The organism is Komagataeibacter diospyri (assembly GCF_006538165.1).
GTDB classification, from domain to species: Bacteria; Pseudomonadota; Alphaproteobacteria; order Acetobacterales; family Acetobacteraceae; genus Komagataeibacter; species Komagataeibacter diospyri.
The window spans coordinates 1-19,890 of sequence record NZ_BDLU01000064.1 but is presented as its reverse complement, the minus strand read 5'-3'; the positions used below and the strand labels follow the sequence as shown (position 1 = coordinate 19,890).

Below are 19,890 nucleotides of genomic sequence, written 5' to 3'. Positions count from 1 at the left end.
TCCGTCAGTATGAAGCGATCCATATGGTCTTTGAAACACATCATGGCCCTTTAGAAAACTCAATTCCCAACAGCCCCCAAAAAGACGGCGTTCTTTGACGCTTCTTGAAAAAAGCTTCACCAAAAACTTCTTTATGATTTACAGGCCGTTTTGTTAGCTGACTGACAAGCAAGCAACAAAAATGCCGGATACGGTACATAACCTTCGGGGAACAGACGGATGACGCATACCGCACGGATTGCCGTGATCGGCGCAGGCGCATGGGGGACGGCGCTGGCGCTGCAGGCCGCCCGCGCGGGGGCCGAAGTCAGCCTGTGGGCACGCAATCCCGCTGCCATGTCCGCAGGCCGCGTCATGCCCCGCCTGCCCGGCTACGCCCTGCCATCCGGCATTGCCGTAAGCGACGTCATGCCACGTCAGGCCGACCTGATCCTGCTGGCATGCCCCATGCAGCACCTGCGCGTCACTGCCCGCAACGTGCCGCCCTGCGCGCCGATGATCGCATGCTGCAAGGGGATCGAGCAGGCAACCGGCCTCATGCCGCTACAGGTCCTGGGAGAACTGTTCCCCCACAGCGTGCTGGGCGTGCTGTCCGGTCCCAACTTCGCGCATGAAATCGCGACCGGGCAGCCTGCCGCCGCCGTGCTGGCCAGTGCGGATCGCACGCAGGCCCGGAGGCTTGCGGACCTGCTGACCACGCCCGCCTTCCGGCTGTATGCCAGCGACGACCCGACGGGCGTGCAACTGGGTGGGGCGGCAAAGAACGTGATCGCCATCGCAGCAGGTGCGGCCATCGGGGCGAAACTGGGGGAAAATGCCCGCGCGGCCCTGATTACCCGCAGCATTGCCGAACTGTCGCGCCTGTCCCACGCGCTGGGCGGGCGGCCCGAAACGCTGTCGGGCCTTGCGGGAATCGGGGATCTGCTGCTGACCTGCACCGGTGCTGCGTCACGTAATTACCGCCTTGGTCTGGCGATTGGTCAGGGAACCCCGGCACAGCAGGCTGCAGATGCGCTGGAAGGTGTTGCCGAAGGCCGGGCGACGGCACCCGCGCTACTGCAGCTTGCACGCCAGCATGGCGTCAGCACGCCGGTCATCGCCACCGTCACCAGCCTTCTGGCTGGCACGATCGACATGGATGACGCCAGTCAGCTGCTGCTGTCGCGCCCGGTCGGGCATGAATTTGCCTGAACGGACACGAACGCCACATCCCTCATCTGCAAACAGGCGACTTGACCCCCTGCATGCGACCCGGCAATCCGGTTCTTCCGGCGCGCTTACGAAACCGAGCATCCCAATGACCACGATCTATGATTTTGTCCTGCCTGCCCTGAATGGTCCCGACATTGACCTGTCCACGTTGCGGGGCAAGCCGATCCTGATCGCCAATACGGCGTCCAAATGCGGTTTCACCCCGCAATATGAAGGATTGCAGAGCCTGTGGACAACATGGCGCAGCCATGACCTGATGGTGATTGGCGTACCGTCCAGCGATTTCGGCAATCAGGAACCCGGTACGCCCGAGCAGATCACAACATTCTGCCAGCGCAACTACAACGTCACCTTTCCCCTGACCGCCAAAAGCCATGTGAAGGGACCGCAGGCGATCCCGCTGTTCCGGTGGCTGGCGCGCGAGGGCGGGTTCCTGTCGCTGCCGCGCTGGAATTTCTACAAATACCTGATCGGGCGCGACGGGCAGCTGGTCAACTGGTTCACTTCCGTCACATCACCCGAATCGCGGCGCGTGCGCATAGCGGTCGAACGGGCAGTGATGGATCACTGATGCCCCCATCATCTCCGCGCGCGTCATGCTGACACCATGCTGAAGGGTTTCCTGACCGTAAGCGGCTGGACCATGATCAGCCGCGTGCTGGGACTGGTGCGTGACCAGCTGCTTGCGGCCCTGCTGGGCACGGGCGCGGCGCAGGACGCGTACCAGATCGCCTTCCGCCTGCCCAACATGTTCCGCCGCCTGTTTGGCGAAGGCGCACTGAACGCCGCCTTCGTGCCACTGTTCTCCGCCCTGCTGGAACGCGAGGGCCGCGACACCGCACAGCGATTCGCCAGCGAGACGATGAGCGTCCTGCTGTCATGGCTGCTTTTTCTGACAGTGCTGGGGGAAATCTTCATGCCCGGCGTGCTGCGCCTGATCGCGCCAGGGTTCACGCATGGCGACGTGCGGGACACGCTGGCCATATCGCTAAGCCGCATCACGTTTCCCTACCTGCTGATGATCTGCGGGGCAGCACTGGTTTCGGGCGTTCTGAACGGCATGCACCATTTCGGCGTGGCGGCAGCAGCGTATGTCAGCTTCAACATCATCGGCATTGCCGCCATCCTTGTCCTTCCCCCGCTTACGGGCGACGTAGCCCATGCCGCCGCATGGGGGGTGACGGCATCGGGCGTGGTACAGTTCGGCATCCTCCTATATGCCGCCCGCCGGGCCGGAATGCGCCTGCGCCTTGTCGCGCCCTGCCTGACACCCCGCATCCGCACGCTGCTGGCGCGCATGGGGGTTGGGCTGGTGGGCAGCGGGATCACGCAGATCAACTTCCTGATCGACACCATCATCGCCACCCTGCTGCCTGCGGGCAGTGTCTCGCTCATGTATTTTGCCGACCGGGTAAACCAGCTGCCGCTGGGGGTACTGGGGGCTGCGGCAGGCACCACGCTGCTGCCGGTGCTGACGCGGCACCTTGCGGCGGATGATCTGACCGGGGCGCACCATATCCAGAACCGGGCCATTTCCTATGCCCTGATCCTGACGCTGCCTGCGGCGGCGGGGCTGCTGGTCATCGCGGCACCGGTCATGATGGCGCTGTTCGGTCATGGGCATTTTTCGGCGCATGACGCGATGCTGTCGGCGCAGTCACTGCGGGCCTATGCGCTGGGGCTGCCAGCCTTCGTGCTGGTCAAGGTACTCTCGCCGGGGTTCTTCGCGCGCGGGGATACCCGCACGCCGGTGCTGGTGGGCATGGGCACGCTGGTGCTGAATTTCATCCTGAACATAAGCTTCATGCACTGGCTGGCCCATATCGGCCCGCCACTGGCCAGCAGCCTTGCGGCGATGGTCAATGCCGGTGTTCTGGCATTCCTGCTGCTGCGGCGTGGCGCGCTGGTGCCGGACCCGACCCTGATCCGGCAACTGGCGGGCATGATGGTCTGCGCGATGGTGATGACGGTGGGGCTGGTCATGCTGGGTTACACACCCCTTGGCCGCGCGATGCAGGCAGGCCCGGTCATACGGATCGTGGATGTGGGCGTGATGGTCACGCTGGGTGTCGGCATTTACCTGCTGGCGCTGCAGGTGCTGGGGATTGCGGACATGCGTCAGGCTATGGCCGCGATCAGCCGCAGGCTGCGCCGCAACCGCGCGGCATAAGCCGGGGCTGCCATGAAATCCGCACTGGCGAATCCCCTACCCCGCCGCTAGACACCGGACATGACATTCCCATCCCCCGAAGGCGCCACCCCCGCCATGGCGCAGTGGTTTGCGCTCAAAGCCGAACATCCCGACGCCCTGCTGTTCTTCAGGATGGGGGATTTCTACGAACTGTTTTTCAATGATGCGGAAGCGGCGGCGGCGGCGCTGGACATCTCGCTGACCGCGCGCGGCACGCATGGGGGCGAACCCATCGCCATGTGCGGCGTGCCTGTGCATGCGGCGCAGGCCTACCTTGCGCGCCTGATCCGGCGCGGGTTCCGCGTATCGGTGGCCGAACAGACCGAACAGCCCCGCAAGGGACGCCCCGCATCCAAGGGACCACTGCGGCGCGAGGTCGTGCGCCTGATCACGCCGGGCACGCTGACCGAGGATGAACTGCTGGAGGCGGGACGGCAGAACCTGCTGGCCGCCATTATCTGCCCCACCGGACGTGACGCCAGCGATCCCGGCCTTGCGTGGATCGATATTTCCACCGGGCTGTTTGAAACCGCCACGGTCCCCGCGCGTGACCTGAACGACCTGCTGGGCCGTCTGGACCCGGCGGAAATCCTGTGTGCGGATAATGTGGATCTGGGTGATTTCGCGGGCCGCCGCACGCCCATCGTCCCGCCTGCCAGCGCCGATGCCGCCCGCCAGCGCATGGCCGAAGCCTTTGGCGTAGCCAGCCCTGACGCCTTTGGCACCTTCAGCGACGCGGAAGCCATGGCGGCTGCGGCGGCCATTGACTACATCCGCCGCAGCCAGGCGGGCCAGCTGCCACGCCTGTCGCATCCCCGCCCCAGCGACAGCAGCGACATCCTTGGCCTTGACCCCGCTACCCGCGCCAGCCTCGACCTGCTGCGCACGCGTGATGGCGAAACCGAACATACCCTGTTCGCCGCCGTGTCCCGCACCGTCACCGCAGCCGGCAGCCGGATGCTGGCGGACTGGATCGCCGCCCCCCTGACCGATCCCGAACGCATTGCCCGCAGGCAGGCCGGATGGGTATGGCTGCTGGACAAGCCGGGAATACGCGACGACCTGCGCGCCAGCCTGCGTGCCGCCCCCGACATGGCGCGCGCGCTGGGCCGGCTGTCACTGGGCCGCGGGCAGCCACGCGACGCGGTGGCCATCCGTCTGGCCATTGGCGTGGCGCGCGAAATCGGGACAATCCTGAACCGGCACGACACCCTGCCCCTTATCATGGAACAGGCAGCACGCCACCTGGACCGCGCACATGAACTGCAGGACCTGCTGGCGCGCGCGCTGAGCGAAAACCCGCCCGCGCGCATGGATGACGGTGGCATCATCGCCAGTGGCTATGATGCGGAACTGGATGCCCAGCGCGAACTGCGCGACGGCAGCAGGCGTGTGATTGCGGCCCTGCAGCAGGAATACGCCACCGAGTTCGGCGTCCCCAACCTCAAGATCCGCCACCATGCCCAGCTTGGCTATGTGATCGAGGTGCCCGCCGCAGCCAGCGCACGCCTGCGCGGGCGTGAAGACCTGATCATGCGGCAGGGCACCGCCAGCGCCAGCCGCTTTTCGACCGAACGGCTGGTCAGCCTTGACCAGCAGATCGCGCAGGCCGCCGAAAACGCGGGCCTGCGCGAACGCCACCTGTTTACACAGGTGGTGGGCAGGATACTGGACGAAACCGCCCTGCCGGACATGGCGGCCGCCCTGTCGTGCATCGACATCGCACAGTCCTGCGCGATGCTGGCCGGTGGCGGCATGTGGTGCTGTCCCGCTGTCGGCACGGATACGTCCTTTGTCATCCGCGCGGGCCGGCATCCGGTGGTGGAAGCCGCCCTGCCCAAGAACGCGCGCTTCACCCCCAATGACTGCGATCTGGAACCCGATCACCGCGTCATGCTGCTGACCGGCCCCAACATGGCGGGCAAGTCCACCTTCCTGCGGCAGACGGCGCTGGCGGTCATACTGGCGCAGGCAGGCCTGCCTGTTTCGGCACAGGCCATGCGCATTGGCGTGGTGGACCGGCTGTTTTCACGTGTTGGCGCATCCGATGACCTGGCGCGCGGGCGGTCCACCTTCATGGTGGAAATGACCGAGACCGCCGCCATCCTGAACCAGGCAGGCCCACGGTCGCTGGTAGTGGTGGATGAAATCGGGCGCGGCACCTCCACGCTGGATGGACTGGCAATTGCATGGGCCGTGCTGGAAACCCTGCATTCCACGCTGCGCTGCCGCGCGATATTCGCAACGCATTTCCATGAACTGGCCGAACTGGCGGACAGCATGCCCCGCCTGTCCCCCCACACCATGAGCGTGCGCGAATGGAAGGGACAGGTCATTTTCCAGCATGAGGTCATACCCGGTTCCGCCCGCCGCAGCTGGGGCGTGCATGTCGCGCGCCTGGCGGGCGTGCCCGAACCCGTAGTGCGCCGCGCGGGCCGCCTGCTGTCCATGCTGGAGAAGGAACGCGGCCGGCAGGCCCCGCCCCTGCCGCTGTTTGAACAGGCATCACCCGACATGCCGGAAGAACCGGAGGCCCCCGCACTGCCGCCTGCCGCGATGGATATGATCGCGGAACTGGACCCCGATGCGTTAAGTCCGCGCACGGCACTGGAAATGTTATATAAACTCAAAAAACTGCTGAAACCCTGATACGGCTCTGGACCTGACCCTATCAAGGGCGGCACACTCCCCCGGATCTTTACCGTCATATACAGGACGCCATCTGACCACGATGTCGAACGCCGCCCCCCCTTTCGCCTCTGCTTCGGTCGAGGCCATGACAAACGCCCTCCATACCGCCCTGTTCCCGTCCGGGGATGGCGGTGACGATGCACGCGCCCTGCCGCGGGAGGACGCCATAGGGCTGGTCCGCCGCCACCTGTCGCGTTACCAGGCCCATGTACGCGAGGAATTCGAGCATCACCGTCTGGGCGGCGCCGAGGCCGGCAAGCTGCTGGCGGCCTATACCGATGGCATGATCCGCGTGCTGGCCAGCTTCGCCATGCAACAGACGGATATCGATTCGCAACCCGAAGCCCCCTTCGCCATTGCAGCGACCGGCGGGTACGGGCGTGGCCTGCTGGCGCCGTTCAGTGATATCGACCTTCTGTTCCTGATCCCCGATGCGTCAGAAGAACAGGGCGAGGACGTACGCGCCTGCGTGGAATACATTCTGTATTTCCTGTGGGATCTGGGGCTGAAGGTCGGGCACGCAACCCGCACCATCAATGAATGCATTGCCGAGGCGGAAGCCGATACCACCGTACGGACCACCCTGCTGGATGCCCGCGCCCTGACCGGCAGCGAATCGCTGTTTTCCATGTTCCAGGCCCGCTATATCGTGGCCTGCGTGCGCGCGGGCGCGGACCGCTTCATTACCGACAAGCGCAAGGAACGCGCCGCCCGCCACCACCGTTTTGGCGACAGCCCCTATCTGGTGGAACCCAACATAAAGGAAGGCCGTGGCGGCCTGCGCGACCTGCAGACGCTGTACTGGATGTGCCGCTATACCTTTGGCACGCGCCATGTCTCCGACCTGCTGGCCCCCGGCTTCAGCGAACTGGGGCTGCTGACGGAACCCGAAGCCAAGCGCGCGCGCCGGGCATGGGACTTCCTGTGGCGGGTGCGTTTCCACCTGCATTACGTGTCGGGGCGGGCGGAAGAACGGCTGACATTCGACGTACAGCCGGTCGTGGGCGGCCGCATGGGCTATACCCGCCACGGGCGGCAGGTAGGCGTGGAACGCTTCATGCGCCACTACTTCCTGACCGTGCGCGAGGTCATGCGCCTGACACTGGTGCTGGAACCCGCCGTGCTGCGTCAGGCGCTCGGTCCCGTGGCCAACGCGCCCGAAGCCGACAGCCAGATGCGTGACGCGGGCTTTACCGTGCTGGATGGCCGTATCCTTCCCCAGCGCGGCACATCATTCGAAAATGAACCCATCCAGATGATGCGCCTGCTGGACTGGGCCAAGAAGCGCAAGCTGCCCATCCACCCCATGGCGATGCACCAGCTGATCCGGTGGGAACGCAAGGCCGCCAGCCTGCGTGGCGATCCGGAAACCGCGCGCATCTTCCTCGACCTCATGTGCGGCGACCCGCCTGACCGCCCGCAGCGCGCCCCCCGTGGCGAGACAGCCGAACTGCCCGATGCCTCCCCCAGCTTCCACCTGATGGATGAAGGACGGCGCAAGGGTAACGCCTACTGGCTGCATATCCTCAATGAAACCGGGCTTATGGGCCGCCTGCTGCCCGACTGGTCCCGTGTTGTGGGACAGATGCAGTTCGACACGTACCATGTGTTTACGGTTGATGAGCATATCATCGACGCGCTGCGCATCCTTGGTCGGGTGGAACACGGGCAGATGGCTGATGAAATCCCCATCGCCTACGACCTTGCGCGCAACCTGCATTCACGCCGCGCGCTGTATGTGGCGGTCATGCTGCATGACATCGCCAAGGGCCGTGGCGGCGACCATTCGGAAATTGGGTCGCAGATCGCGCTGTATGTCTGTCCCGAACTGGGCATGGACAGCGAGGAGACGGAAACGGTTTCATGGCTGGTGCTGCACCACCTGCTGCTCAGCCACACCGCGTTCCAGCGCGACATTGACGATCCCAAGACCATCCTTGATCTGGCCGATATCATCCAGTCGCCCGAACGCCTGCGGCTGCTGCTGCTGCTGACCATCGTGGACATGCGCGCGGTGGGGCCACGCGTATGGAACGCGTGGAAGGCGACGCTGCTGAACGAGCTGTACATGCGCGTGGCGGAGGTGCTGGAAGGCAGCCTTGCCACCACCGAACGCGACGTGCGCGTGGAACGTGCCAAGGGTGCGACCGCCCAGTGGCTGGTGGAAGACGGCATGAACGAAGCTGATGTCCAGCACTTCATGGGACTGGGTTACGGCAGTTACTGGCTGTCCTTCGACCATGATACCCATGCCCGCCATGCCCGGCTGATCAGCGAATCGGAACGCATGCATTCGCCGCTGACGGTGGAAACCCAGCCCCTGCCCGCGCGCGGGGTGACGGAAGTCACGATTTACGCTGCCGACCATCCGGGCCTGTTTTCCAAGATCGCAGGGGCGGTGGCCATTGCCGGGGCCTCGATCGTGGATGCGCGCATTCACACCATGACCAACGGCATGGCGCTGGATACGTTGTGGATTCAGGATGCGGGTGGGGCTGCGTTCGAGGAACCGCAGCAGCTTGCGCGGCTGTCACTGCTGGTGGAACAGGCGCTGACGGGCCGTATCAACATCAACCGTGAAATTGCCCAGTGTGGCCGCAGGCTGAGCGGCCGCCGCATGCGCGCAATCCACGTGCCGCCACGTGTGGTGATCGACAACCGTGCATCGAACACCTGCACGGTGGTGGAAATAAACGGCCGCGACCGACCTGGCCTGCTGCATGATGTGACTGCGGCGCTGAGTGAACAGAAACTGCAGATCGCGTCTGCCCATATCACCACCTATGGCGTGCGGGCGGTGGACGTTTTTTACGTCAAGGACCTGTTTGGGCTGAAAATCACGGACAAGGGCCGTCTTGACCGTATCCGCACGACCCTGCTGGCGGGATTGCAGGAAGCGGAAGCCGCTGCCCAGCGCCGGTCGTCCGAACTGGAATCCATTACAATCTGACCCACTGATTCAACCCATTGGTAAAAATAAATAAAATTTTTTGGCGCCGCCTTTTTTCAAAAAGGCGGCACTCTTTTGAAGCTTTTTGAAAAAAGCTTCACCAAAAAATTTTTCAGGTTCCAGCATCCCGTCGCCAACCCGCCGCCCATACCCGCAGGGTGCGGCACAGGTCGGCCATGACCGGCGTCCATGCCTGTTGCGGGGGCAAAAGGCTGGCCTGACGGAACAGGCGCAGGTTTGGGTACCACTGGCTGGCAGGCCGCAAAGGGGGAAGCATATTCCTGTGCCTGGAAATAATTTGAAAACAAATTGTTGATAAAAAACAATAAAAGTTTCCGGATGCTGTATTTTCCCGAAAAGACGACGCTTCCTGAAGCTTCCTGACCAAAGCTTCAATAGAAACCTCCCTGTCATTTAAAGATGCTTCAAAGCCTGACGTTTCACGCAGCTTTTTGCCGTTTCCTGATGGTAACGGGTCAGGTTCGGGCAATCTCCCAGCCATTGCCGGCACAGGCAGGTCAAAAGCCGGCGACCACCGCCAGTCCCCGCCGAAACGACACAACAGCCACACCGGACAGCCCATGGCCCCGGCCAGATGGGCGGACAGCGTATCCACGCTGATGACCAGATCCAGCGTTGCGATCAGACGCGCAGTATCCATCAGGTCTGCATCAGACGGCAATTCGTGCCGGACAAAAGGCGGATCCACCATGTCCACAGCCTGCGGACGCAGGGATATGAATTCGATCCCTGCAATTTCCCCCAGTGCCGACAAATCCTCCACCGGAATGGAACGTCGCGCGTCAAAGCGATAGGCGGCGTTACCCGCATGGCACAACCCAACCCGTAATGGCCCCTTCCGCCCACTGGGCTGCCGCCATGGGCTTTCTCCCAGATATGGCCTGAAGGGTGGCACGCTGTCCGCGCCCAGCAGGTGCGGCAGGCTGAACAGATCACATTGCGCAGCCGAACCCGCACTATCATTTATATTATGTGTGATAATTTTTATGGGATATGTCTCCCCCTGCCCCAACGTGGCCGCCAGTCGCCGCAGGGAAGCGGGCACTTCCAGCACAACCGGCACCCGCCGGGCCGCAAGGGGTACGTAACGCAGGAAATGGACAGCATCCCCCAGCCCCTGCCCTGTCACATGCACCAGCAGCGCCCAGCCCGCAGGCAGCCCATGCCCATCCCATCGCGGCAGGCGGCTGGCGGATGGATGCGCGGGCAGGAAGTCCAGCCGGGATTCCCACAGCTTCCATCCCTGCCGCAGTTTCCCCTGCGCCAGACAGGCCACGCCAAGGTTGAACCGCGCCCGGGCCTGTGTATCGCGATCGGGCGGCGGATCATGCGCCAGTATGGTTTCATATACCGTGGCGGCCTGCATCACGTTGCCGCCTTCAAACAGACCGGTTGCATGGTTCAGCGCAATACGCGCGTCATCGGGCCGCAGGCGCATCGCAATGGCAAAAGCACTGCCCGCCCCCCGCATATCCCCCAGCGCCATGCGGGCAAGGCCAAGGTTGCTGCAGGTTTCCACTGTCGGACCATGCGCCATGGCGCGTTCCAGCACTGCCGCCGCAGGGCGCATCCGGCCACGCGCAAACAGAAGCGTACCCAGAAGAGACAGGGCCACGCCATCATCGGGATCATGCGCCACGACCGCCCGAACGACTGCTTCGGCCTGTTCGGGCAGTCGATGCGCCAGCAGCATTTCGGCCAGTTCGTGCATAAGGACCGGGTCCGGCACCCGTCGTATCATATGATGCATCTGCTGTATGGCGGCGTCACGCTGCCCCCGTCGCCACAGGAAACGGGCGTGCAGCCTGCGTGCCTGCACGGCCGGCGCAGGGGATATGGTGACCGCCCGCACATAAGCCTCAGCTGCGGCCCATGGGTCGCCTGTCGCCTCCATGATCTCGGCACAGGCCAGCAGGACAGGCACATCATCGGGCTGGCACATGCACGCCGCCCGAATCGCGGCCTGTGCGGCCATGTGGTGCCCCTGCACCAGCAGGGCGCGGGCCAGCACTTCGTGGAATGGTCCCTGTGGCGAAAGTCTGACGGCCTGCCCTGCAAGAGTTATGGCCAGATCCGGCCGCCCCGCCGCCAGCGCAACGCAGGCCAGTCCGTGCAGGGCATCAGGATCATCGGAATGGCGCGCGCGAAGGGCAGCGAAACACGCCCGTGCAGTATTGATATCCCCCGCACGCAGGGCCGCATGGCCACGTGCCAGAATGCCCCGTCTGTCCATGTCCTGCCTGCCCGCGCTGTTCGCGTTCATCTCATCCGGCCTTCCCTTGCATGGTGGGGGACGGTCCCGCACACTCCCCCCGTTATCCATACGCGACAGAACGTTAAGAATTTCGGTCAGGAACCCGCATGAACACTTCCTCCGGCACGACCGGCCAGCAGGCCTATGATACGTTGCGGCAGCGTTTCGCCCGCATGGGGCATATACGTAATGCCCTGGGAATCCTCGGCTGGGACAAGGACACCATGATGCCAACGGGGGCGAGCGACAGCCGCGCCGAAAGCATTGCGGCCCTTGCCGTCCTGTCACACGAACTCATGACCGCGCCGGACATGGGCGAGCTGCTGGCGCGCGCGCAGGCCCCCGGCACCCCCATGGCGCAGGCCAACCTGCATGAAATGCGCCGCCAGCATGCCCATGCCGCCGCCGTGCCGTCAGATCTGGTGGAGGCGATGTCACGCGCGTCCTCGCGGTGCGAAATGGCCTGGCGCACCGCGCGACAGAACAGCGATTTCGCCAGCCTGCTGCCCGAACTGGAAACCGTGCTGGCCCGCACGCGCGACATTGCCGCAGCCAAGGCGCAGGCCCTTGGCCTTTCGCCTTATGACGCGCTGCTGGATCAGTATGACGCGGGTACGCGGCAGGCGGATATCGACCCGGTCTTTGCCGAACTGGCCAGCGAACTGCCCGACCTGATCCGCACGGCGCTGGCGCATCAGGCAAGCCTGCCCGCCCCCGTGGCACCTTCCGGCCCGTTTGATGTGCCGGCACAAGCGCGACTGGGGCATGGGACCATGCATGCGCTGGGCTTCGACATGCAGCGCGGGCGGCTGGATGTCAGCCTGCACCCCTTCTGCGGCGGGGCGGAGGATGATGTGCGCATCACCACCCGGTATGAGGAACAGGACTGCATCAACGCGCTTATGGGCATCGTGCATGAAACCGGGCACGCGCTGTATGAACAGGGCCTGCCCAGGGCATGGCGTGCCCAGCCGGTGGGAGAGGCACGCGGCATGAGCCTGCATGAAAGCCAGTCCCTGCTTATGGAAATGCAGGTCGCACGGTCGCAGCCCTTCATGGACTGGATGGCGCCACGCCTGCGCGATGCGTTTGGTGGGACTGACACCGACCCGGCATGGGATGCAGACAACCTGCACCGGCTTGTCACCCGCGTGCGCCCCGGCTTCATCCGCGTGGATGCTGATGAAGTCACTTATCCTGCGCATATCCTTGTGCGGTATGAAATGGAAACCGCGCTGATCGCGGGCAGGATGAAGCTGGCGGACCTGCCGGAAGCCTTCAATGCCCGCATCCATGACCTGTTGGGGCTGAAGGTAACCGAAGATCGTCTGGGCTGCCTGCAGGATATCCACTGGCCATCTGGCGCATGGGGATATTTCCCCACCTATACGCTGGGGGCTGTTATCGCGGCGCAGTTGCGCGAAGCAGCACAGCGTGACGATCCCACCATCATGTCCAGCATTGCCAAAGGCGATTTCGCGCCCCTGCTGGCATGGCTGCGTCCGCGTATCCATGCCCGTGGCAGTGGTGCGTCCACCAGTGAGATCGTGCGCGACGCCACGGGCGCGGTGCCCAATACGGGGCCATACCTGCGACACCTGCGTCAGCGGTACTGCGCGCTGGCCTGAAATTATTGATAAAAAATAACAGCATTTTTTAGGATGCCGCCTTTTTCCAAAAAGGCGGCGTTCTTGATTGACAGGCAGCCTCCCCCAACAGTCCTGTACGACAGGGCGGACATGCCGCATGCCCCCCTTGCCAATCGCCGCGGTTCGTGACGAGATAACGCGCGATGTACGCGAAATCTCCATCTGCCATCCGCCACCTGCGCTCCGCGGGTTTTCTCCTTGCCTGCGGTACCTGCCTGCTGGGCGCGCCCCATACGGCCCATGCGGCCAAACCCGCGCCGCCACTCAACCCGCCTGCAGTGCTGGAGGACGTCGCGTCCTCCTCAACCGCCGCATGGGACCGGGTGGTCGTGCTGCCGGACGGACGGCTGCTGGTGGAACTGCCGCGCTGGGCAGGGAATACCGGCCCGGGGCTGGCGCTGGTGGACGGGGACAATACGCCCCATCCCTATCCCGACAATTCATGGAATGATCCTGCCACACCAGCGGCAGACCGGCTGGTCGCCCCGTCCGATATCCAGCTCCAGCCCGATGGCACGCTGTGGGTGCTGGATAGCGGACAGCCCGACCCGGCAGGCAAACCGGAAGAAGGTGGCCCCAAGATCGTGAAGATCGACAGCCATACCGGTCAGGTCATGCAGACATGGCCACTCAATCCCGGCATGCTGCGCGCGGGCAGTTATGCCGCCACCATGCGTATTGCGCGCGGGCATGCCTTCATCGGGGATTCCGGCATCCCCGCCATGATCGTGGTCAGGCTGGACACCAACATCCAGCGCCGCCTTATGGAACACACGCCCGCCCTGACCGCGCACCAGCCCATTACGGTCGACGGCAAGGTGGCGACCAACCCGGCAGGACACACCGCCATCATCAATATCAGCCAGATGGACATAAGTGCCGATGGCCAGTGGCTGTATTTCGAGCCGCTATGCGGTCCCGTTTACAAGCTGGACACAGACCTGCTGGTGGACCCGAAGGTTACCCCCATCGAACTGGAGGAAGGCCCCACCCTGTGGTACAAGACGCCACCGCTGGGCGGCATCACCGTCGGGCCGGATGGCACGCTGTATTTCAATGACGTGTCCACCGGCAGCATCTTCCGCCTGATGCCTGATCGCGTTTACCAGAAAATCGTGACCGACCCGCGCCTGCACTGGCCCGGCGGGTCGTTCGCGACCGGCGACGGGCAGCTTTATGTGCCCGCATCCCAGCTCGACCGCACCGCACCGCTGAATGGCGGGCATAACGCCATCCAGTGGCCGGTACATATCTACCGCATCAATATCGGCAACCTGCCACCACCGAAATTCTGACACACCACGCGCGGAATTGCACCGCGCGCCGCATCCGCCCCCTTCGCGCGGGGGGCGGTTGGGATTATGATGGTGCAATGCGCTATATTTCTACCCGGGGGAATGCCCCCGTCTGCGATTTTTCGTCCGTTCTGCTGGCGGGGCTGGCAGAGGACGGTGGCCTGTACCTGCCCGAAAGCTGGCCCGAACTGTCGGTGGCCCAGTGGCGCGACCTGCGCGGCCTGCCTTACCCCGAGCTTGCGGCCCGTATCATCGCCCCCTTTGCCGAAGGGTCGATCACGCATGACGTGCTGCTGAAGCTGTGCCGTGATGCCTATAGCCGATTCGACCACCCGGCCATCGTGCCGCTGACGCAGGTGGAAGACGGACTGTTCGTGCAGGAACTGTTCCACGGCCCGACGCTGGCGTTCAAGGACATGGCCATGCAGCTGCTTGGCCGCCTGTTTGACCATGTGCTGAACGAACGTGACGAGAAGGTCACCATCGTGGGAGCGACCTCGGGTGATACCGGCTCGGCTGCGATCGAGGCATGCCGTGGCCGCAAGCGTCTGAACGTGGTGATCCTGCACCCCGAGGGCCGCACATCGGAAGTGCAGCGCCGGCAGATGACCACCGTGCTGGAACCCAACGTGACCAACCTTGCGGTACAGGGCACGTTTGATGACTGCCAGGATCTGGTCAAGGCGATGTTCGCCGATGCGCCCTTCCGCACCGACATGCACCTCTCGGCGGTCAATTCCATCAACTGGGCGCGTATCGCAGCCCAGGTGCCGTATTATGTCTACGCTGCCCTGGCCCTGGGTGCGCCGGACCGCGAGGTATCGTTTGCCGTGCCCACGGGTAATTTCGGCAACGTGCTGGCCGCATGGGTCGCCCGCCGCATGGGCCTGCCCATCCGCGCGCTATGCGTGGGGTCCAACCGCAACGATATCCTCTCGCGCTTCCTGAACGAAAACGACATGAGCATCCACGGCGTAGTGCCCAGCCTGTCGCCGTCGATGGATATTCAGGTGTCGTCCAACTTCGAACGCCTGCTGTTCGAACTGCTGGACCGCAACGCCACCGAGTGCGCGCGCGTCATGACCGATTTCCGCAAGACCGGCGTAATGAAGGTGTCCACCCCGGTCTGGGACCGCGCCAATGCGCTGTTCCACGGCATTTCGCTGGATGACGCCGCGACGGAGGCGGAAATCCGCATGCTGAACACCCGCAGCCACTACCTTGCCGACCCGCACACGGCCATTGGCATCGCTGCTGGCCGCACCTTCCGCGAACCCGGGATTCCCATGGTGGCCATGTCAACTGCCCACCCTGCCAAGTTTCCCGATGCGATGGAACTGGCAACCGGCATCCGCCCCGCCCTGCCCGCATCACTGGCCGACCTGTATGACCGGCCCGAACGGTACAGCGTGGTACCAGCCGATCTGGGCATGATCGAGGACAGGGTGCGCGCGGCGGTCCTGTCCAACAGCAAGGCGGGCTGATCCCACTCCTTTCCTTTTTCCATCTTACGCAAGCAAGGGGCGGCATGGGGCCATGATGCGCCACGTCGCCCGCAGGACCAGCATGACCGACCTGATCAATGTGACCCGACTGGATTCCGGCCTGACCATCGTGACCGAACGGATGGACCGGGTGGAGACCGTGTCCCTCGGGGCGTATGTCGCCGCGGGCACCTGCAATGAAACCGCGCCCGAAAACGGGGTGTCCCATTTCCTCGAACACATGGCGTTCAAGGGCACGGGTACCCGCACCGCCGTGGGCATTGCCGAGGAAATCGAGAACGTGGGCGGCCATATCAACGCCTACACCGCGCGTGAGCACACGGCATATTACGTCAAGCTGCTGAAGGAGAACCTGTCGCTGGGTGCGGACATCATCGGGGATATCCTGACCCACAGCACGCTTGCGCCGGATGAGCTGGAGCGCGAACGCGGCGTAATCCTGCAGGAAATCGGGCAGGCGAATGACACGCCCGATGACATCGTATTCGACCATTTTCAGGAAACCGCCTTTCCCGACCAGCCGATGGGCCGCCCCACGCTGGGCACGGAAGCGGGCATCCAGACCATGTCGCGCGCAACGCTGGTCAACTACATGGGCACCCATTACCGCGCGGGCAACACCATCGTCGCGGCGGCGGGCAACCTTGAACACGACCGCGTGGTGGATCTGGTGCGGCAGCATTTCGCGGACCTGCCCACCGGTACGGTCCCGCCACAGCCCGCCGTCAATTATGTAGGCGGTGCGTTTACCCGCGAACGCGAACTGGATCAGGCCCATATCGTGCTGGGCTTCCCGTCCATGCCTTATGGCGATCCGGACTATTACCCGGCCCTGCTGCTGTCCACGCTGCTGGGTGGCGGCATGTCCTCGCGGCTGTTTCAGGAAATCCGGGAAAAGCGGGGACTTGTCTATTCCGTCTATTCCTTCAACGCGCCCTTCCGTCAGGGCGGGCTGTTCGGCATCTATGCCGGCACGGGGGAAGCACAGGTGGCCGACCTTGTCCCCGTGACGCTGGAGGAACTGCGCAAGGTCCGCCATACGGTAACGGACGCGGAACTGGGGCGAGCGCGTGCACAGCTCAAATCCTCGCTGCTCATGTCACTGGAAAGTACGGGCAGCCGGTGTGAACAATTGGCCCGGCAGTTGCAGGTCTTTGGCCGCCTGATCCCGACTGCGGAAACCGTGCGCCGGATCGACGCTGTCACAATCGCCGATGTGCAGCGTGTCGCAACCCGCATCTTCAGCGGCAGGCCGACGCTCGCCTCCCTCGGGCCGGTCAGCCTTATTCCTTCCCTCGACAGCATCACGGGGGCGCTGGCGGCATGAGTACCGAACCACTCGACCTGATTTCCACCCTCATCACCCGTGCCCGTACGGCAGGGGCCGATGCGGCGGATGCGATCTACGTCACCCGCGTCGCCCACGGTGCGCAGGTGCGCAATGGGCAGACCGAAGACCTTGAACGCTCAGAAACCTGCGACCTTGGCCTGCGGGTCTTTGTCGGGCAGCGTTCGGCCATTGTTTCGGCCACGGCGCTGGACCCCGAACGTTTTGATACGCTGGCCGAACGCGCCGTCGCCATGGCCCGCGTGGTGCCCGAGGACCGCTTTGCCGGATTATGCGCCGAAGCCGCGACCACCTTTACCGACGCCGGCGGGCTGGACCTGTTCGACCCGACCGAAGTCCCCACCACCGACCTCGTAACCCGCGCGCGCGTGGCGGAGGAAGCGGCACTGGCGGTAACAGGCATCACCAACAGCAATGGCGCATCCGCAAGCTTCGGGCTGTCGGACATCATCCTCATGACATCCGCCGGATTTTCGGGACGGTATGCACGGACCAGCCATTCCGTCTCCGCCAGTGCTGTTGCGGGCAGCGGCACGAAGATGGAACGGGATTACGACTATCATTCCGCTGTACACCTGTCCGATCTTGAGGATGCGGGTCTGATCGGCCGCCGTGCGGGGGAACGTACGGTAGCCCGCCTGAACCCGGTGCGTCCGCGCACGGGGCGCATGCCCATCGTGCTGGACCCGCGTGTGTCCACCAGCCTGCTGGGCCACCTGTCAGGGGCGATCAACGGCATCGCCATCGCGCGCGGGACCTCTTTCCTCAAGGAAAAGATGGACAGCCGCATCATGCCTGCCGGCATCACCATCATTGACAACCCACGCCGTGTGCGTGGTCCCGGCGCGCGCCCGTTCGATGGCGAAGGCATGCTGACCGCCACCCGCACGCTGGTGGAAGATGGCGTGCTGAAGACATGGGCGCTCGACTCACGCTCCGCCCGGCAGCTGGGGCTGAAGCCCAATGGCTGCGCCAGCCGGGGCACGTCGGGGCCGCCTGCGCCATCGCTTGGCAACATGTTCATGCAGCCCGGCGACCTGACGCCTGCTGCCCTGATGGCGGACATAAAGGAAGGGATTTACATAACCGAGATGATGGGATCGGCCATCAACGGCATTACCGGCGATTACAGCCGGGGGGCTGCGGGCTTCATGATCCGGAATGGCGTACTGGCCGAACCGGTGGCCGAACTGACGGTGGCGGGCAACCTGAATGACATGTTTGCCCGTCTGGTCCCGGCCAATGACCTGGTCTTCCGCCAGTCCACCAATGCGCCGACCATCCGTATTGACGACATGGTGATTGCAGGGGCGTAACTTATCCTTTCTGTGATTTCATGTTTCTGTAAGCCCGTTGCCCCTGTTATGGGGGCGCGGGCTTACTTATATCTGCAACAGGTGGCCCAGGATAATGCAGGCCGCAGGATAATGATGGTTCCGACACAGGATTGCAGATACCCTGACCCAGATGAAAAAGAATTCCTCGCGCCTGATGCCGCGTAAAAGCATCGTCCTCGCTGCCAGCGCGGCCCTGACCATGCTGCCGCTACTGGCCCATCCCGATGTAGCCGACGCCCGCGCTGGTGGTGGCTTCTCCATGGGCAGCCGTGGATCCCGTACCTATAGTGCGCCCGCGCCATCACAGACCGCCCCGTTTGGCGCAACCCCGTTCCAGCGTACCATGACGCCCCGCCCGCAGCCCACGCCTGGCTACGGCGCGCGTGCGCCGTTTGGTGGCGCAATGGCCATGGCACAGCCCCGTCGCCCGTTCATGAGTGGCTTCATGGGCGGCCTGATCGGCGCGGGCCTGTTTGGCATGATGTTCGGTCATGGCATGTTCGGATCCGGCATGGGGGGCAGCGGTTTCCTTGGCCTGCTGATCCAGCTGGCGCTGGTCTTCTTTATCGTTCGCTGGGCCATCCGCCGTTTTGCCGGAAATCGTGCCAATGCTGGCAGCGCCATGCCGTTTGGCATGCAGCGCCCGGGTGCGGGGCCTGTGCCACAGGGCGGCCAGCAGCCGGTAGGTATCGCCATTACGGCAGCCGATTACCAGGCCTTCCAGCAGGCGCTGATCAATATCCAGACGGCATGGAGCCAGCAGAATGTTGGGGCCATGCAGCACATGGCCACGCCGGAAATGGTGTCCTATTTCAGCAGTCAGCTGAATGATCTGGCCAGCCGCGGCGCACGCAACGTGGTGTCGGATATCCGGTTTGATCGCGGAGATCTGGTGGAAAGCTGGCGCGAAAACGGGTTTGATTATGCCACCGTCGCCATGCAGTATTCCATGATCGACATCACAACCGACATGACGGGCCGCGTAATTGAAGGCGACCCCAGCAACCGTACCACCGTGACCGAACTGTGGACATTCGTCCGCTCGGCCGGGACGGGCACATGGCTGCTGTCCGCCATCCAGCAGACCCCGCGCCGCTGACCCGGTTCATATCTGGACAGGAAAAGGCCCGCATCACCTGATGCGGGCCTTTTTTATGACCGTCCCGACTGAACCGCGAGCGGGAGCAGTGCCACACCGATCATATCCAGCAAATCATGTTGCCTTTTTTCAGAAAGGCGACGTTTTCTAAAGCTTTTGAAAAAAGCTTCACCAAAAACTTCTATTTTTTATAAGTAAGTGATTTTGGGGCCTGTTGGGAATTATCTTGAATTGATGATTGCGCCAACGAGATAGATCATGGCTTCGAATGATCTGTCTGTTTTTTCGCTGCGCATGGCGATGCGCTTGAACTCCTTGAGCTTGCAGAAGAAGTTCTC

Annotated in this window: 12 protein-coding genes and 1 pseudogene; 11 read left to right on the top strand and 2 right to left on the bottom strand. The window is 63.7% G+C overall.

Features of this window, described 5'->3' with window-relative positions:
- Positions 1–219 precede the first annotated feature (219 nt).
- The 5 genes from MSKU9_RS15245 to MSKU9_RS15225 all read left to right on the top strand — a co-directional run bounded on the left by MSKU9_RS15245 (position 220) and on the right by MSKU9_RS15225 (position 9,044).
- A complete protein-coding gene (locus MSKU9_RS15245; RefSeq protein ID WP_141262242.1) occupies positions 220–1,191 on the top strand; it encodes an NAD(P)H-dependent glycerol-3-phosphate dehydrogenase in 972 nt (323 codons plus the stop codon).
- 106 nt (positions 1,192–1,297) lie between these two features.
- Entirely contained in the window at positions 1,298–1,783 is a 486-nt protein-coding gene (locus MSKU9_RS15240) for a glutathione peroxidase (protein ID WP_141262241.1), read from the top strand.
- 36 nt (positions 1,784–1,819) lie between these two features.
- Complete coding sequence (murJ, locus tag MSKU9_RS15235) at positions 1,820–3,382, top strand: murein biosynthesis integral membrane protein MurJ (protein WP_141262240.1); 1,563 nt, start codon at positions 1,820–1,822, stop codon at positions 3,380–3,382.
- Positions 3,383–3,442: 60 nt separating this feature from the next.
- Positions 3,443–6,052 carry a DNA mismatch repair protein MutS gene (gene mutS / locus MSKU9_RS15230; protein WP_141262239.1) on the top strand — a complete coding sequence of 870 codons (2,610 nt, stop codon included), beginning with the start codon at positions 3,443–3,445 and terminating at the stop codon, positions 6,050–6,052.
- Between the two features lie 82 nt (positions 6,053–6,134).
- Positions 6,135–9,044, top strand: coding sequence for a [protein-PII] uridylyltransferase (locus tag MSKU9_RS15225; RefSeq protein ID WP_141262238.1), 2,910 nt, complete (start codon positions 6,135–6,137; stop codon positions 9,042–9,044).
- Positions 9,045–9,156: 112 nt separating this feature from the next.
- Here MSKU9_RS15225 and MSKU9_RS15220 read toward each other — a convergent pair whose 3' ends face one another.
- A complete protein-coding gene (locus MSKU9_RS15220) occupies positions 9,157–11,328 on the bottom strand; it encodes a tetratricopeptide repeat protein (protein WP_227002515.1) in 2,172 nt (723 codons plus the stop codon).
- Positions 11,329–11,426: 98 nt separating this feature from the next.
- On the opposite strand from MSKU9_RS15220, the gene MSKU9_RS15215 reads away from it, so the two are divergent.
- The 6 genes from MSKU9_RS15215 to MSKU9_RS15190 all read left to right on the top strand — a co-directional run bounded on the left by MSKU9_RS15215 (position 11,427) and on the right by MSKU9_RS15190 (position 19,552).
- Positions 11,427–12,947 carry a carboxypeptidase M32 gene (locus MSKU9_RS15215; protein ID WP_141262237.1) on the top strand — a complete coding sequence of 507 codons (1,521 nt, stop codon included), beginning with the start codon at positions 11,427–11,429 and terminating at the stop codon, positions 12,945–12,947.
- Positions 12,948–13,111: 164 nt separating this feature from the next.
- The gene (locus tag MSKU9_RS15210; RefSeq protein ID WP_141262236.1) at positions 13,112–14,263 is read left to right on the top strand and encodes an L-dopachrome tautomerase-related protein; all 1,152 of its coding nucleotides are present in this window, start codon (positions 13,112–13,114) and stop codon (positions 14,261–14,263) included.
- A 77-nt stretch (positions 14,264–14,340) separates the two neighbouring features.
- Positions 14,341–15,747: a threonine synthase gene (thrC, locus tag MSKU9_RS15205; protein ID WP_141262235.1), complete on the top strand. Its 1,407-nt coding sequence runs from the start codon at positions 14,341–14,343 to the stop codon at positions 15,745–15,747.
- An 82-nt stretch (positions 15,748–15,829) separates the two neighbouring features.
- Complete coding sequence (locus tag MSKU9_RS15200) at positions 15,830–17,095, top strand: M16 family metallopeptidase (protein WP_141262243.1); 1,266 nt, start codon at positions 15,830–15,832, stop codon at positions 17,093–17,095.
- A complete protein-coding gene (locus tag MSKU9_RS15195; protein WP_141262234.1) occupies positions 17,092–18,432 on the top strand; it encodes a TldD/PmbA family protein in 1,341 nt (446 codons plus the stop codon). Before MSKU9_RS15200 ends, MSKU9_RS15195 begins: the two co-directional genes overlap by 4 nt.
- 151 nt (positions 18,433–18,583) lie before the next feature.
- The gene (locus MSKU9_RS15190; RefSeq protein ID WP_141262233.1) at positions 18,584–19,552 is read left to right on the top strand and encodes a Tim44 domain-containing protein; all 969 of its coding nucleotides are present in this window, start codon (positions 18,584–18,586) and stop codon (positions 19,550–19,552) included.
- 221 nt (positions 19,553–19,773) lie between these two features.
- Here MSKU9_RS15190 and MSKU9_RS18150 read toward each other — a convergent pair.
- Positions 19,774–19,890: pseudogene (locus tag MSKU9_RS18150) on the bottom strand (IS5/IS1182 family transposase); the annotation flags it as partial.